Origin of the sequence: Ureibacillus sp. FSL E2-3493, from assembly GCF_038077515.1 — a bacterium.
Taxonomy (GTDB): Bacteria; Bacillota; Bacilli; order Bacillales_A; family Planococcaceae; genus Ureibacillus; species Ureibacillus halotolerans.
Genome location: NZ_JBBOPK010000001.1, coordinates 2,642,722 through 2,657,333, shown reverse-complemented (window position 1 = coordinate 2,657,333; position 14,612 = coordinate 2,642,722). Strand labels below are relative to the sequence as shown.

Below are 14,612 nucleotides of genomic sequence, written 5' to 3'. Positions count from 1 at the left end.
TTAGTGAGGGTTATGAATATGGATATTATTACAATTGGAGACGGCATGATCACATTTGATCCATCTGAAAAGGGTCCATTACGCTATGTAAATGAATTTAAGCGTAAAATCGGCGGAGCGGAATTAAATGTCCTCATTGGATGTGCCCGTTTAGGATTGAAAGCAGGTTGGATTAGCCGCTTAGGGAAAGATGAATTTGGAAGACATATTATCAATACAGTGCGTGGTGAAGGAATTGATGTTTCAGAAGTAAAACTTATCGATAACTATCCAACATCATTAAACTTTAAAGAAGTACATGCGTCAGGTGACAGTAAAACATTTTACTATCGACATAAATCACCAACGGAAACATTAACTGTAGAAGAGTTACCAACTCATTATATTAAAAGGGCGAAAATTTTACATGTAACGGGAGTTTTTCCAGCTATATTAAAACAAAATCGCCAAGTCATTTTGGAAGCTGTGAAAATAGCAAAACAAAATGGTGTAAAAGTATCCTTCGATCCGAATATACGATTAAAACTTTGGTCGAAGGAAACAGCACGGGAAACGCTGCTAACTTATTTGCCATATGTTGACTATTTATTAACAGGTCGAGAGGAATTAGAAATTTTATTCGATACGACAAAGGAAGAAGAGATGATTCGGGCCCTACATCAATATGATATGAAGCATATTGTCGTAAAAGATGGGGAAGCAGGGGCAGCCTACCTAGATAATGATCGGTTGATTCATGTACCTGGATATAAAGTGAAAAAAGTAGTCGATACAGTAGGAGCTGGCGACGGCTTTGATGCAGCCTTTTTATATGGCATGATTCAACATTGGTCAGTCGAAAAGTCTATTCAGTTAGCAAATGCTGTAGGGGCGATGGTCGTGCAAGTAGAAGGCGACAATGAAGGATTGCCATATTTAGAAGATGTGGAAGTGTTTTTAGGAACACGAGAAAATATAGAACGTTAGGAAGATGGGCATGTATAGTAAATTACAAGGGATTCAGTTAATACCTGTTTTGCGAAAAATACCGTACCCTCTTTGTCATGACTTAGTGAAAGCGTTAAAAGATGGGGGAATTAAAGCTGTTGAAATTACATTAGATTCTGAAAAGGCAACGGAAATGATACAGGAAGTGAAGGAACGAAACGATGGAAATTTACTCGTTGGTGCTGGTACTGTTTTAACAGTAGAGGATTGTGAAAGGGCAATTCAGGCAGGGGCAGAGTTTATCGTTTCTCCCTCATTGAACATCGATGTGGTGAATATGTGCATAAGTGAAAACATACCTGTCATTCCAGGTGTTTTCACTCCTTCGGAAATGCAGACTGCTTATAGTGCAGGTGCAAAGATGATTAAGTTATTCCCTGCTGAAACATTAGGACCGAAGTTTATTAAAAACGTCAGAGGTCCATTACCTCATATTGGGATTATGACGACTGGTGGTATAAATCTTCAAACAGCTAGATCTTATATTGAAGCAGGAGCTCAAATTGTCGGTGCAGGAAGTGATTTAATTAAAAAAGACTGGCTTCTTTCAAAAAATTGGGAAGCTATTACGAACGAAGCAATTGCGTGGAATAGAAGTTTACAAGTTTAGTATTAATAGAGTTAAAAAAGTCCTTCTGAGCATATCAAGGTTGTTCAAAGAAGGACTTTTTATATTTTTATATAATAGTAGTAAAGTGGATAAGTAAAGCAAAAAACATTAGGTGGTAGTTATGGAAAATAGTTCGAATAGAATATCATTTCATTACGAATTTATTAGTGGGAAAGGGGCAATTTCGAATAAGGATCGAAGGGATGTTTCTGTTATTTTAACAGTAGAAGCCTTGTTTACAATTAAAATAAACGATGCAATTTATTTCGAAGCAGAGCTAGCTATACTTGAGTTTTATAAAGCACTTTTTAAATGGAAAGAAACATTAACCAAGGAAAATATAAAAGAATTCCATTACTATACGATTGAATATGATGAGTATGAGGATGGTGCCCTTATTTCCCTCATCCCATTTTCTAATAAAGCGCGGATTAAATCTATTTGGGCACAATGGGAAGTTAGTAATGTTTTTGATTTAGATAAGGCTGTCCAAGAATTTATAGCTTTAGAGGGAAGATTAAGAAAAGACATTGAACAATTTTATCAAATTGATTTAAAAGAGTTTATAAAACATATCCCCTTACCCTGTATAAAGTAAATGCGGAATAGTACATAAACAAACTCCAATGTTTCGATAACCTAGGACCATTTTTTAACTTTTTCTTTTCCAACATTTCCGTTATGAAGGAAAGTACAATATAATTAAATTATTATCGTTGCTTAGGGGGATATTTATGTTTGAAAAATTGAAAAAGAAAAAAAGGGTAGATGAACAACCTGAAGTAATCGAAATGGAATTAAGTAAGGAAGAAATAGAAGATTTAAAGGGGAAAGCAGAAATAATCGATGAAGAAACGATTCGAAACAATAGTAAACATTATTCGGAAGACGGATTGTGGAACAAAATAAAAAAATATTCGAAAAAAGCTGGTTCAACCGCTGTATATGTAGTATTGCTCCTGTATTATGTATTACAAAAGGAAGAGGTACCGAAGAAAAATAAGGCGATCATTATTGGAGCATTAGGGTACTTTATTTTACCTTTGGATTTAATTCCGGATTTGGCAGCGGGAGTAGGATATACAGACGATTTAGGGGCGCTTCTTGCAGCTTTATGGCAAGTCTCCATGTATATTGATGATGACGTAAAAAATCAAGCAAAAGAGAAACTGAAAAATTGGTTTGGCGATGGTGTAGATACTAGTGATATAGATGGTAAATTAGTATAGAGGCATCTTTGTACTACTGGTGAAAGTCAATGCCATTTTGACTAATATTTATGAGAAACAATTGCATATAAATATAGAAAACTTGACAGAACACTTACCAAATAATACAATTTAAAATCATAAATAATTATAAGCTGTTTTTTAGACCTTTAGTAAATCGTTAATCCATTAGATTGGCTATTTAAAAAAGGAAAATAAAAAACAAGGAAAGTATATATAAGGTAGACTATTTAAAGACCGAAAAGGTAGTTAAAAGTAAACCGACAATTTTCTAAAGTTAATGGTTTTTCCATCCATTAGCTTTAAAAATTGTCGGTTTTTTTATTTTTAAATTAGGATTTGCAGAGGGGAAGGATTTTTTATGAAGCTATGGATACACATTTTTGAAAGGTTATTTGTTTACAAACCATTTTGTTTAGTGGAGGAAGTTTAGATGTTTTTCTCATTAGACGCTAGTTTGTTTCCAATCGTATTTTTAATTGTGCTTGCCATTGCTGCATTAAGCTCTATCATTTTTTTAAATCCAAATACGCCCCTTTCTTTTATTCGCATTCATATAGGTCTCATTGCTTTACCGCCTATTATTGCCTTGATGGCCCTTATATCAAATGATGGGGGAATTATCATGGGCCCATTGCATTTTGATTCTTTATCTTGGTTGTTAGCGTTTTTTGTGCTGACGATTAGCTTAATTATACAACGGTATTGTATTCATTACTTAAATGGCGATAAAGCTTATCGAAAATATTTTACGCTATTAACATTGACTACGATTGCAGACTCGGTTGCTTGGCTTAGTAATGATCTACGTTTGTTATTAGTTTGTTGGGGGGCTACATTGTTCGGATTAACATTGCTCATTGGATTAAAAAAAGAGTGGCAAGTGGCAAGAAATGCTGCAAAAATTTGTGGTTGTTTGTTTGCCCTTAGTTGGGGCTTATTAACGTTAGCCATTGTATGGTTAACGGAAGTAACGAATCATTGGCAATTGACGGATGTACTTACTGCTAGCAGTATGGCCCAGCTTGATTCGTGGGAGCAAACGAGCATTAGTTTACTATTCGTCGTGGCTGTCGTTATTCCCGCTGCACAATGGCCTTTCCAACGTTGGTTGTTGGACTCGGTCGTAGCGCCAACGCCAATTTCAGCAGTAATGCATGCGGGAATTGTTAATGCAGGTGGAATTATTTTGACTCTTTTTGCTCCTCTTTTTGCCGGAAGTTCCGTACAAATACTTTTATTTGCTTTTTCTAGCATTTCAGTGTTAATAGGAACTGGCATTATGTTAGTCCAAGTAGATTACAAACGACAGCTTGTCGGTTCTACTATTGCACAAATGGGCTTTATGCTTATCCAGTGTGCGTTAGGCGCTTATGTCGCTGCCATAATTCATGCGGTGTTACATGGTTTATTCAAATCTACCCTGTTTCTTCAAGCTGGTTCGGTATTAGATCATAGCCAGTCTACCGTTTATACGAAAAAAACGTTGCCCTTTAAATGGATTTTTACAGGAAGCATATTGGCCCTTCTAGTAGGAATCGGATATTGGCTCACTTCTCCAGAAGAAGGTTATCAGTTAGTTAGCGCCTTTATGTTAGGGTGGTCTGTATTTTTAGCTTGGGTACAACTTGTAGCCTTTGGTTTAGGAAAAGTAGGGCGTATTTTTGGTCTTTTTGTGTTTGTAGGAGGAGGTATTATTTATTTTTATATCCACCATCTCTTACATAATGCTTTATATGAAACTATGCCAAAAGTACAAACGTCTACGATTGGTGCTATTTTAATCATTTTTATTTTGTTGTTAGTAAGTATTATTGGGCTATGGCTTACACGAAATCGCTTATCTAAATTATATACAATGATATATCTTTGGCTTGTCCGATTAGGAGAGCCCCATGAAGAGGGGATTGAAAGTCATCCAAGTTATTTAAAACAAATACTTTCTCAAGGAGGGAAGTGACATTGAATACGACAGTTGTCAAAGAACTCAATATTGAAGGAAATGGAAGTACTCTTGATTTTCATATTCATGATTTAGTGGAATCAGCTAGTAAAGTGATTGTGCCCCTCGGTCCAATAACAAATTTTGCGGCACGTAACCCTTGGGCAAGTCTAGAGGACCAACCCTTTGAGCAAGTCGCACGTCGACTGAAAGAAACAAGCAATGTAGACATTTATCCTAGTGATGCTGTGTTAAAGTCAGCATGGAAAAAGGGGAATATTAAACAAGAGTTTGTAGAATTAAAACTGCAACAATGGCTTGATTTACAGTCACTGAATCTGCCCCGTGATATAGCATTTCAATTTTGTCAGGTAGCTCTTTTACAAAATGAGACTTCATTTGAATCTTTATCATCAACAGATTTGGAGAGTGTAGTAAAGGAGATAAGCCAATATCAGTTAAGTTTTCCGAAAAAAACTAACGTACAAACGTATAGTGAGCGTTTGGAAAGGATGAATGGAAAGCAACTGAATCAACTTCTCAATGGACAAATGATTAAGTGGAGTAAATTATATTTGGATGAGTCACAAGCCGCTTGGTCTATGCCAAATCGGGAAAAGGGTTTTTATGAGGCATGGAGGCAGCTAGTTTCTAACGATCCAGCTATAAACCGTACTGTACGGAAGGAACTAAAAGAATTGCCAATGGAAGCAGACCAAGCATTAATGGCAGCCTTATTAGGTTTACAAATTCCTTACTTAGAAGTTCAACAGTATTTAGAAGCCCACTTACTCGCTTTACCTGGCTGGGCTGGAATGATGCTTTGGCGATCACAACAATCCAACAAGGAAGAAAATTTAGTAATGGAATATTTAGCAGTCCGATTAAGTTTAGAGTACGCCTTCATTAAAGGTTATCTTCCTTTGCCGCAGTTAGAAGAAGATGAGGAAGAGCTTTTCCGCTTATTAGTTGTTGCATGGGCAAAATGGGGGAACATGCCAACCAATTCATGGTTATCATTAACTTTTGAAGAAGTAGAAGCTAGATTAACGCTCGCCCATCGATTTGATCAAATCGTTCGAAATCGAATTTTGCTAGAAGCATGGGAACAAACTTACGAAGTTCAATTAAAGAAAACGATTGGCTCCCGGGCATCATTAGAACAAGACAAGGCACCAATGGCCCAATTTGCCTTTTGTATTGATGTGCGTTCAGAACCTTTTCGCCGTAAACTTGAAGAAGCAGGGCCATTTGAAACTTTTGGAACGGCAGGTTTTTTCGGATTACCGATAGAAACTTGTGAACTTGGTCAAAAACATAGTCACCCATCCTTACCGATTTTGTTTAAACCACAATTTAAAGTGAATGAAACGGCATCGGCAATGGAGTTGAAAAATTATCAAGAACGCCAACAATCCGTAAACTTATTAAATTATTCCTTTAAAACGATGAAACAAAGCTTACCTTCCAGCTTGTTGTTACCGGAAATTACAGGTCCTTGGTATAGTTTACAAACGATTGCCCGTAGCTTTTTCCCAAGAAGTACAGGTATGCTAATCCGTAAACTTCGGAAAAACTGGCTTCGTAAACCATCTACAGAACTTACACTGCAACAAGAACAAACGAACAAAGATGAGTTGCCTATTGGTTTTTCTAAAGAAGAGCGAGTTTTTTATGCGCGGCAAGCCTTGCGCATGATGGGGTTAACTGAACATTTCGCTCCCCTTGTCGTCATTTGTGGACATGGAAGTCATAGTACGAACAACCCATATGCTTCGGCATTGGATTGTGGTGCATGTGGAGGAGCCTCTAGTGGTTTCAATGCCCGGGTATTGGCAACTTTATGTAATATGCCAGAAGTAAGAAAAGCGCTTGGTGAAGAAGGAATTTCTATTCCCCATGACACTGTTTTTGCAGCTGCTGAGCATCTGACAACAAGCGATGAATTACAGTGGATTTACGTACCTAATCTTTCAAGTGAAGCGAAGGAAGCATTTGATTTTATACAAAATAAATTGTCGAAAGTAAGTGAGCAAGCAGTTGCTGAAAGACTGTTAAAATTACCGGGAATTGAAGGGAATCGTAAAAATCCTAAAGCTCATGCTCAACGGTTAGGAGAAGACTGGAGTGAAGTTCGACCAGAATGGGGATTAGCTCGAAATGCAACGTTTATCATCGGTAATCGGGAACTGACAAAGGATTGTCATTTAGATGGTAGAGCCTTTCTCCATAATTATGACTGGCGCAAGGATAACAACGGTTCAATACTAGAAAATATAATAGCTGGGCCAGTAACAGTAGCCCAATGGATTAATTTGCAATATTATGCTTCCACCGTTGCACCGCATTATTATGGAAGTGGAAATAAAACGACTCAAACAGTGACTGCTGGAATTGGAGTCATGCAAGGAAACGCAAGTGACCTTTTGAGTGGACTTCCATGGCAATCGGTGATGCAATCAGATCAAGAGATTTATCATGAGCCTTTAAGATTGCTTGTAGTAATTGAAGCACCGACGGAATATGTGCAACGAATACTCGATAAAAATCAAGCCTTTCATCAAAAAGTGAAAAATGGATGGATTCGCTTAGCATCCATTGATTCAGAAGGACATTGGGAGAGTTGGACATAGAGACTTCAATTGAAGCTGAAAAGGCTATACAAAAAAAGAATAGAAACGTTTATATAGTTGAATTTGTAATTGTGTTTGGTGGAAATGAGGGGGAGTTATGATGGAAAAAACAAAAGGTAATGTTGAAGCGGAAATTAGTAAAGCGTTAACCCACTGGGAAAAAAGCTATCTTGGCAGAGGATCCGTTTCGGTTAAATCAGATATTGTACGTGATATGGTCATCGTTGTATTAAAGGGAATATTAACTCCTGCTGAATACTCTGTATGTCAAGATAAAGACGGTTTACTATCTGTCAAAACGAATCGAAATAATTTAGTGGAGTCCGGTGTTGAAGAATTAAAAGAAATTATCTTAACGTTAACAGGTCAAGAAGTCGTAAGTTTCCATACAGACTTAAGTACACAAACAGGGGAACGGATTATGATTTTTAAGCTTTCGGACGATTTACAAAGCCAATTCGAATAATGGATCAGTTGAAGTGGATTTGAAGGAAAATCTAAATGGATAATGGGGTGGGTGTTTCATGAATATGGACGAAAAGAAAAAAATACTCTATATCATTGATACGGAAGTTCACATGGAAGATTTCATAAAACAAAACCAATATATAGATTTAGAAAATAATATTGTTTTGGAATGTAGTCCCGTGATCTCGCCTTTTGATAACAGTATGCGTAGTATTATTCTTACCGTATATCAACATAATATTGGAAAAATCGTTATAGTAACCTCTAAAGAAAAAAATAGACAAAAAAGTTTATCGTCCCTCGTTCTGGAGGAAAATCAAAAAAAGGACTTACAAGAAAAAATCCAAACTTTAAATTATTTATTTAACTATTGTAAGCCTGAATTTCCTGAAGCCAATGTATTGGATTGGTTAGAAGGGAATTCTAGCACTGAAAATATGTTAAAAGTCATACGTCAACACCCTTTATTGCCGTCAGATGTACAAATGACTGAACTATTACTCGATGAGAACAATAAGGTAATGGGAAAAGAAAAAAATTATCAGTAAGATAGAAAATTTAACAGAATTCAAGTGGTATGGGATATTGAAGAAGATCTATTCTTTAAACCAATATCCCTAATGAATTCTAAATAGATTAAATGGAATCTTACGATATTTACTTATGAATCACTATGTTAAAAAAACTCCAAATATAAATCTCCTTTTCGATAATACAACTAATTTTCTCTTCCTCTCCTTTTAAATCTAATTTGTTTTTTAAATTCATTCCTCACCAACTTTTTCCGACGTGTTTTATATATTAAAAAAATAAAATGAAACTTTTTCCAAATTATGACGTAAATGAAGGTGGAAGGATATTATACAAACTTTCATGGAAGAAAGAGGGAGAGGTAATGACGAAAAAGGCGTTAGAAGTACGTTCTTTAACAAAAAAAGTGAAAAATAAGGTCATCGTTGATGATGTAAGTTTTGAAGTAGAGAAGGGTGAAATTTTCGGTTTACTTGGCCCGAACGGAGCAGGGAAAACGACGATAATCCGTATGATTGTTAGTTTAATCGGTCGGACAAAGGGCGAAGTATTTGTAAATGGTTATAATATCGATGAACAATTTAAAGAATCGATGAGTGAAATGGGGGCCATTGTTGAGAACCCAGAATTTTATAAATATATGAGCGGTTATAAAAACTTAAAGCATTACGCCAATATGGCAACGCGTGAAGTAACGGAAGAACGTATTAAAGAAGTTGTTAAATTAGTTGGTTTAGAGAATGCTGTTCATCAAAAAGTAAAAACATACTCGCTAGGTATGCGCCAACGTTTAGGAGTGGCACAAGCCTTATTACATAATCCTTCCTTACTTATCCTAGATGAACCGACAAACGGACTTGACCCACAAGGAATAAGAGAATTTAGAGACTATTTACGGTCACTTACGAAACAAGGAATTTCCGTAATTGTTTCTTCCCATTTATTATCGGAAATGGAGTTAATGTGTGATCGTTTTGCCATTATTGAAAAGGGGAAACTTATCCATGTTTCTTCTATTAATCAATTAGCGAATCAAGAACAATTCGTGCCAACGGTTCAATTTGAAGTGGATGATGTAAATAAAGCCTTTGAACTGTTAAAAGAGCATCAACTAACAAATGATTGGAAAGTTGAAGAGGGACAACAATTCTCCATAAAAGTAGACAAAGAAACAACTGCCGATGTGAATCTATTGTTAGTGAACAATGGCATTAAAGTATATAGTATTCATCCAATAACGACTACCCTTGAAGATCGTTTCTTAGCATTAACTAGTAAGGGTGAACAGGGAGGTAAAAAATAATGATCTCGCTAATTAAAAATGAGTTAACGAAAATTTTCGCAAAGAAGGCTAGTTGGATTTATATCATTATTTTATTTTTAGCTGTCATTGCAGTTGGAGTCATTCAACAAAAAGTATTTGATTTAGGCCCAAGTGATCCTAATTGGCGTGAGGATGTCCAAGCTGAAATAAATGAATATCAACAAATATTGAAAGAAAATCCTGATGATGAATGGACGATGGATTTAATACAGCAAAATCAAAGCTATCTGGATGAAAACATTGACCCTAATGCTTATAGTAGTTGGCATTTTATGAATGGGGCAGTAATTGGAATGACGATGTTGATTACATTGTTCTCCGTTATTGTAGGAAGTGCCGTTGTGTCTTCTGAATTTGCCGATGGAACAATTAAACAATTATTAATTCGACCACATCGCCGATGGGAAATTCTTCTCTCAAAATATATTGCAACGCTAATCTATTCCTTTTCATTACTAGTAGCCCTTATTATTTTCGGCTATATCGTTGGGTTGGTTTTATTTGGAGCAGGAGATTTTAACGCGAAATTCTTTGAGACAACATTGGAAGGCTATAAATTAGCTGTTGTTGGAGATCAGTTTTTATTAAAAGTGTTGTATTACTTACCAAGCTTATTAATAATTGTATCCATTGCCTTCATGTTGTCGACAATCTTTAAAAGTCAAGCATTGGCAGTAGGGATTGGTATATTTGTTTTGTTCCTATCGTCTACACTTGGCGGTATCATTGTATTAATCGCAGAAAAGTTTGCGTGGGCGAAATTATTAATTTTCCCTCACTTAGATTTAACGGTTTATGCATTGGAGGATAACATCCTTCAAGATGTGACATTGCCAATGTCATTACTCATTTTAGCAGTATACTATATTATCTTTATGGCACTTACATTTACCTTCTTCCAAAAAAGGGATATTAGTATTTAAATAAGTAAAAAGAAGGCCTCAATTCATTTAACGAATTGGGGCTTATAATTTTTGAGCTAGGAATAACGATACAGCATGGGCTCGGTTTTTCGCACCGAGTTTTATAAGGGCAGATTTAATATATTGCTTAATGGTTGATTCACTTAAACAAAGGATATTTGTTAGTTCTTTTGTCGAAAATCCGTTGGCGAGTGCCCTTAAAATTTCATTTTCCCTAGGGCTTAGTTTTGGATGGGTAATCGTTTGAGATTGTATAAGCATTTCACCAGCTAGATTTCCAAAGAGTGCCAGTTGTTCGATAAGGGACGCTTCTATTTCGTAAGCGCTTTCAATATATTCGCAACAAATGTAGGCAATGGTCATAAAGTTCACAACGATAGGAACGACTAATAAACCTTTTAGCGGAACTGCCCGTTGATAGCGACTAGAGATAAGAGTAATGATATCTTGACCTGTATAATAGACAGGTTTATGATTATCGACAGCTTTTTTAATGATAGGTAGCGAACGAATATCATCTCGAATATGTGTTAATGAGTGGAATTGTCCCTTTTCAAGCTCGGCTATTCCTTCGCCAACATAACCGACTGGACTGTACCGAAAGAAGGACAGTTTTTCACTGTCAAGTAATTGTTCTAACGTTAACAGTAGATGACATATTTGTTCTTCCTGTGTTTGTAATTGGCTTCCCCTTTTTAATTGTTCTTTAATGGACCAAGAAGTTATCTGCAACTCTATCACCCCTTCATAAATTTATATGCTTTTATCCCTCTAAAAAGTACTATTGTTGTCATCATTTTATACTAAATAGAATAATAGGGACAACTAAAAGTAGGAATATTCTGAAAAAAGAACCTTTGTTACGATAAATATGCATACAATACGTCTGCAAATATTATGTAAGAAAGGGATGTTGTTGAAATGGGATTAACAAACAATGCAAAGCTGTATTTAGAAGGGTTTTATAGCGGTCCAAAATTCCAAACATTATCTGCAGAACAAGTACGTGAAATGATGAGTTTAGCACCTGCGCCTGAAGGGGTTGAAGTACCATCGGTTGGAAAGGTGGAGGATCGTCAAATTTCCGTTGATGGTGGCGAGATTACCGTTCGTATTTACACACCTGAAGGAGAAGGACCATTCCCGCTTTTTGTATATTACCATGGCGGTGGCTGGGTAATTGGAAATTTAGACACATCAGATGCAGGTTGCCGTTTATTAGCTGAAAAAACGCAACGGGTTGTCGTATCGGTTGATTATCGATTAGCACCTGAATATCGATTCCCTGTTCCAGTAGAAGATAGTTACACAGCCCTTTGTTGGGTACATGAGCATGCAGCTGAGTTAAATGGTATTGCCGACCAAATTGTTGTGGGGGGCGATTCTGCCGGCGGAAATTTAGCAACAGTTATGACGATTTTAAGTGAAGAAAAAAATGGGCCAGCTATTGAAGCGCAAGCATTGATATATCCTGTTACAAACTTAGATTTTACAACTTCTTCTTACGACAAGTTTGCGAATGGTTACGGATTAGATAAAGATTTGATGATTTGGTTTGGCGAGTATTATGTCAATAATGAAGAAGAGTATAAAAATCATTACGTTTCTCCTTTATTGCTTGAAGATGTAAGCGCTTTACCTCCAGCGGTGATAATTGCTGCGGAAAATGATGTGTTATTGGATGAAGGGAAACAATATAGCGAAAAATTGCAACAAGCTGGTGTGGAAGTAAAATATATTCAAATTGATGGAAGTATTCATGGATTTTTCAGCAACATGGCTGTGTTTGCGGAAGAAACAAAAGCAACAGTGGATGCGATTGCACAATTTTTAACGACAATTCCTACGAACGTCAAATAAATAGGGGGGATTTTATGAATGTAAAACAATATGATGCCATTATTATTGGAGCTGGTTTTGCTGGATTATATATGCTGCATAAGTTGAGGGAAAGAGGCTTATCAGCAAGAGTACTAGAGGCAGCAGATGGAGTAGGCGGAGTTTGGTATTGGAGTCGTTATCCTGGTGCAAAATGTGATTCTGATTCGATTTATTATAGTTTTACATTTTCTGAAGAGTTATATAAAAAATGGCGTTGGAAAGATCGATATGCTTCTCAACCAGAAATATTACAGTATTTAAATTTCGTTGCAGATGAACTAAATCTCCGACCGGATATTCAGTTAAAAACGAGGGTAACGAAGGCAAAATTCCAAGAAGAAGCAAAGCAATGGGAAATTTCAACGGATCAGGGTGAAATCTTTGAAGCGAAATATTTGATTAGTGGTGTCGGTTGTTTATCTACAACAAATATTCCACCTTTTGAAGGTTCTGAAAGTTTCAAAGGTGAACAATATCATACAGGTCGATGGCCACATGATAAGGTTGATTTTACAGGAAAACGTGTAGTTGTGATTGGTAATGGATCCAGTGGTGTACAAACGATGCAAGAAGTGGCGAAGGAAGCAAAAGAAATGACTTTGTTAATGCGAACTCCCCATTATGTTGCAGAAGCTCGTAACCATCCATTAAGTAAGGAGGAACAAGAACAAGCGATCAACAATTATAAGGACATTCGAGAAGCGTTCTTCAATACTCCTGGTGGAATACGTTTATATACAACCGGGAAATCAGCAACAGCATTTTCCGCTAAAGAACAAAAAGAAAAATTAGAACATATTTGGGAAACGGGCGGTCTTTCCCTTGGCTCAGTTTTTACAGATGTTTCTGCAAATAAAGAAGCAAACTTTGTCGTTTCTCAATTTGTACGTGATAAAATTGATGAAATTGTAGAGGATCGTGATACAGCCCAATTACTCCATCCAAATTATTATATAACGACAAAGCGTTTAATCATTGGTACGAACTTCTATGAAATCTTTAATGAAGACCATGTCCATCTCGTATCGTTAAAGGATAATCCAATCGAACGAATTGTGGAAAATGGTGTTCAGTTAAAGAACGGTACGGTGGAATGTGATGTCATAATTTATGCGACGGGCTATGAGGCAATGACAGGTTCATTGCTAAAAATCGATATTGAAGGGCGCAATGGCAAAACGATTCAAGAAAAATGGGAAGATGGACGAAATGTTAAAACATATTTAGGTTTAATGATGGAAAGTTTCCCGAACCTCTTTATGATAACAGGTCCACAAAGTCCTTCCGTTTTGACGAATATGCCAGCAGCTATTGAGCAGCATGTCGATTGGATTGACCAGTGTATTGAATATTTAGAGGAAAAGGGAATTCAAACGATTGAAGCCCAAAAAGAGTCCGAACTCGAATGGGCTAAACAATGTGATGACCTTGCAAATCAAACATTATATCCTTATACAAATTCTTGGTATACTGGGGCGAACATCGATGGCGAACAGCGGGGCTTTGTTATTTATGTAGGAGGTCTGAATAACTATAAAGCTATTTGTGATCAAGTAGCTGCTAATGATTATGAAGGGTGTACTTTTGAAAAGTTACAATCGAACGTTTTGTAACCGATAAGCGCCCTTGTATTATTAAGTGGATAATGAAAAATGGAAGGATACCGTTTAAAAGAAATGACTTTTAAACGGTATCCTTTCTCTATTGGCGAATCCAAATATAATTTAAACGGTTTTATTAGTTAATATAAAGGATGGAATAAAGATATAATAATTGGTAGATGTTATCGCGCCATAAAAAAAATCCTCCTAATAAAAGGAGGAGAACAATTACAAAACTGAATTAATAGAATAGGCAGAATTTACGATTTTAAAGAGATTCCATAGATTTTTAAAATAACTAAAGATTTTTCGTTTTAGGTTACTAAACTAAATTAGTATCCTGCAAGCCACCAAAAAGGTTGAATAGTTGGTTCAGTAGAAATAATTAAAGCTGTAGCGACAAACAACATTTTAAAGATTGTAGAATACTTCTTTTTCAATTTACTCAATCCTTTCTTTAATTATTTAATATAATTAAATTGT

At 36.1% G+C, this 14,612-nt stretch carries 13 protein-coding genes; 12 read left to right on the top strand and 1 reads right to left on the bottom strand.

Annotated elements, in window-relative coordinates; translation table 11 throughout:
• The first annotated feature begins 18 nt into the window (after nt 1-18).
• From MHH69_RS13695 to MHH69_RS13650, 10 genes are all read left to right on the top strand, one after another.
• The gene (locus MHH69_RS13695) at nt 19-966 is read left to right on the top strand and encodes a sugar kinase (RefSeq protein ID WP_122972633.1); all 948 of its coding nucleotides are present in this window, start codon (nt 19-21) and stop codon (nt 964-966) included.
• A gap of 10 nt (nt 967-976) precedes the next feature.
• Entirely contained in the window at nt 977-1,597 is a 621-nt protein-coding gene (locus tag MHH69_RS13690) for a bifunctional 4-hydroxy-2-oxoglutarate aldolase/2-dehydro-3-deoxy-phosphogluconate aldolase (RefSeq protein WP_341362530.1), read from the top strand.
• A gap of 121 nt (nt 1,598-1,718) precedes the next feature.
• The gene (locus MHH69_RS13685) at nt 1,719-2,195 is read left to right on the top strand and encodes a DUF7878 domain-containing protein (RefSeq protein WP_122972615.1); all 477 of its coding nucleotides are present in this window, start codon (nt 1,719-1,721) and stop codon (nt 2,193-2,195) included.
• Nucleotides 2,196-2,331: 136 nt separating this feature from the next.
• Complete coding sequence (locus MHH69_RS13680; RefSeq protein WP_122972616.1) at nt 2,332-2,826, top strand: YkvA family protein; 495 nt, start codon at nt 2,332-2,334, stop codon at nt 2,824-2,826.
• 433 nt (nt 2,827-3,259) lie between these two features.
• Nucleotides 3,260-4,786 (top strand): NADH dehydrogenase subunit 5, encoded by a 1,527-nt coding sequence (locus tag MHH69_RS13675; RefSeq protein ID WP_341362529.1) that lies wholly within the window; start codon nt 3,260-3,262, stop codon nt 4,784-4,786.
• A 2-nt stretch (nt 4,787-4,788) separates the two neighbouring features.
• Nucleotides 4,789-7,401, top strand: coding sequence for a DUF2309 domain-containing protein (locus MHH69_RS13670; RefSeq protein ID WP_341362528.1), 2,613 nt, complete (start codon nt 4,789-4,791; stop codon nt 7,399-7,401).
• Nucleotides 7,402-7,501: 100 nt separating this feature from the next.
• On the top strand, nt 7,502-7,867 hold the full coding sequence (locus MHH69_RS13665; protein ID WP_341362527.1) for a DUF2294 domain-containing protein: 366 nt from the start codon (nt 7,502-7,504) through the stop codon (nt 7,865-7,867).
• A 58-nt stretch (nt 7,868-7,925) separates the two neighbouring features.
• Nucleotides 7,926-8,417, top strand: coding sequence for a hypothetical protein (locus MHH69_RS13660; protein WP_122972620.1), 492 nt, complete (start codon nt 7,926-7,928; stop codon nt 8,415-8,417).
• Between the two features lie 347 nt (nt 8,418-8,764).
• Nucleotides 8,765-9,703 (top strand): ABC transporter ATP-binding protein, encoded by a 939-nt coding sequence (locus tag MHH69_RS13655; RefSeq protein ID WP_122972621.1) that lies wholly within the window; start codon nt 8,765-8,767, stop codon nt 9,701-9,703.
• Complete coding sequence (locus MHH69_RS13650; protein ID WP_341362526.1) at nt 9,703-10,647, top strand: ABC transporter permease; 945 nt, start codon at nt 9,703-9,705, stop codon at nt 10,645-10,647. The genes MHH69_RS13655 and MHH69_RS13650 overlap by 1 nt, the downstream gene beginning before the upstream one ends.
• Before the next feature lie 42 nt (nt 10,648-10,689).
• Here the strand turns inward: MHH69_RS13650 and MHH69_RS13645 are convergent, their stop codons facing one another.
• On the bottom strand, nt 10,690-11,379 hold the full coding sequence (locus tag MHH69_RS13645; protein ID WP_122972623.1) for a response regulator transcription factor: 690 nt from the start codon (nt 11,377-11,379) through the stop codon (nt 10,690-10,692).
• Between the two features lie 189 nt (nt 11,380-11,568).
• Here MHH69_RS13645 and MHH69_RS13640 point away from each other — a divergent pair, with 189 nt between their 5' ends.
• Nucleotides 11,569-12,507, top strand: coding sequence for an alpha/beta hydrolase (locus MHH69_RS13640; protein ID WP_122972624.1), 939 nt, complete (start codon nt 11,569-11,571; stop codon nt 12,505-12,507).
• Nucleotides 12,508-12,521: 14 nt separating this feature from the next.
• Entirely contained in the window at nt 12,522-14,141 is a 1,620-nt protein-coding gene (locus tag MHH69_RS13635; protein ID WP_341362525.1) for a flavin-containing monooxygenase, read from the top strand.
• The last annotated feature ends 471 nt before the right edge of the window (nt 14,142-14,612 follow it).

Excerpts from the sequence above, each read along its gene's own strand:
- MHH69_RS13690 (WP_341362530.1), top strand. The coding sequence starts at position 977 with ATGTATAGTAAATTACAAGGGATTCAGTTAATACCTGTTTTGCGAAAA.
- MHH69_RS13655 (WP_122972621.1), top strand. The coding sequence starts at position 8,765 with ATGACGAAAAAGGCGTTAGAAGTACGTTCTTTAACAAAAAAAGTGAAA.
- MHH69_RS13680 (WP_122972616.1), top strand. The coding sequence starts at position 2,332 with ATGTTTGAAAAATTGAAAAAGAAAAAAAGGGTAGATGAACAACCTGAA.
- MHH69_RS13675 (WP_341362529.1), top strand. The coding sequence starts at position 3,260 with ATGTTTTTCTCATTAGACGCTAGTTTGTTTCCAATCGTATTTTTAATT.
- MHH69_RS13660 (WP_122972620.1), top strand. The coding sequence starts at position 7,926 with ATGAATATGGACGAAAAGAAAAAAATACTCTATATCATTGATACGGAA.
- MHH69_RS13635 (WP_341362525.1), top strand. The coding sequence starts at position 12,522 with ATGAATGTAAAACAATATGATGCCATTATTATTGGAGCTGGTTTTGCT.
- MHH69_RS13665 (WP_341362527.1), top strand. The coding sequence starts at position 7,502 with ATGGAAAAAACAAAAGGTAATGTTGAAGCGGAAATTAGTAAAGCGTTA.
- MHH69_RS13685 (WP_122972615.1), top strand. The coding sequence starts at position 1,719 with ATGGAAAATAGTTCGAATAGAATATCATTTCATTACGAATTTATTAGT.
- MHH69_RS13695 (WP_122972633.1), top strand. The coding sequence starts at position 19 with ATGGATATTATTACAATTGGAGACGGCATGATCACATTTGATCCATCT.
- MHH69_RS13640 (WP_122972624.1), top strand. The coding sequence starts at position 11,569 with ATGGGATTAACAAACAATGCAAAGCTGTATTTAGAAGGGTTTTATAGC.
- MHH69_RS13650 (WP_341362526.1), top strand. The coding sequence starts at position 9,703 with ATGATCTCGCTAATTAAAAATGAGTTAACGAAAATTTTCGCAAAGAAG.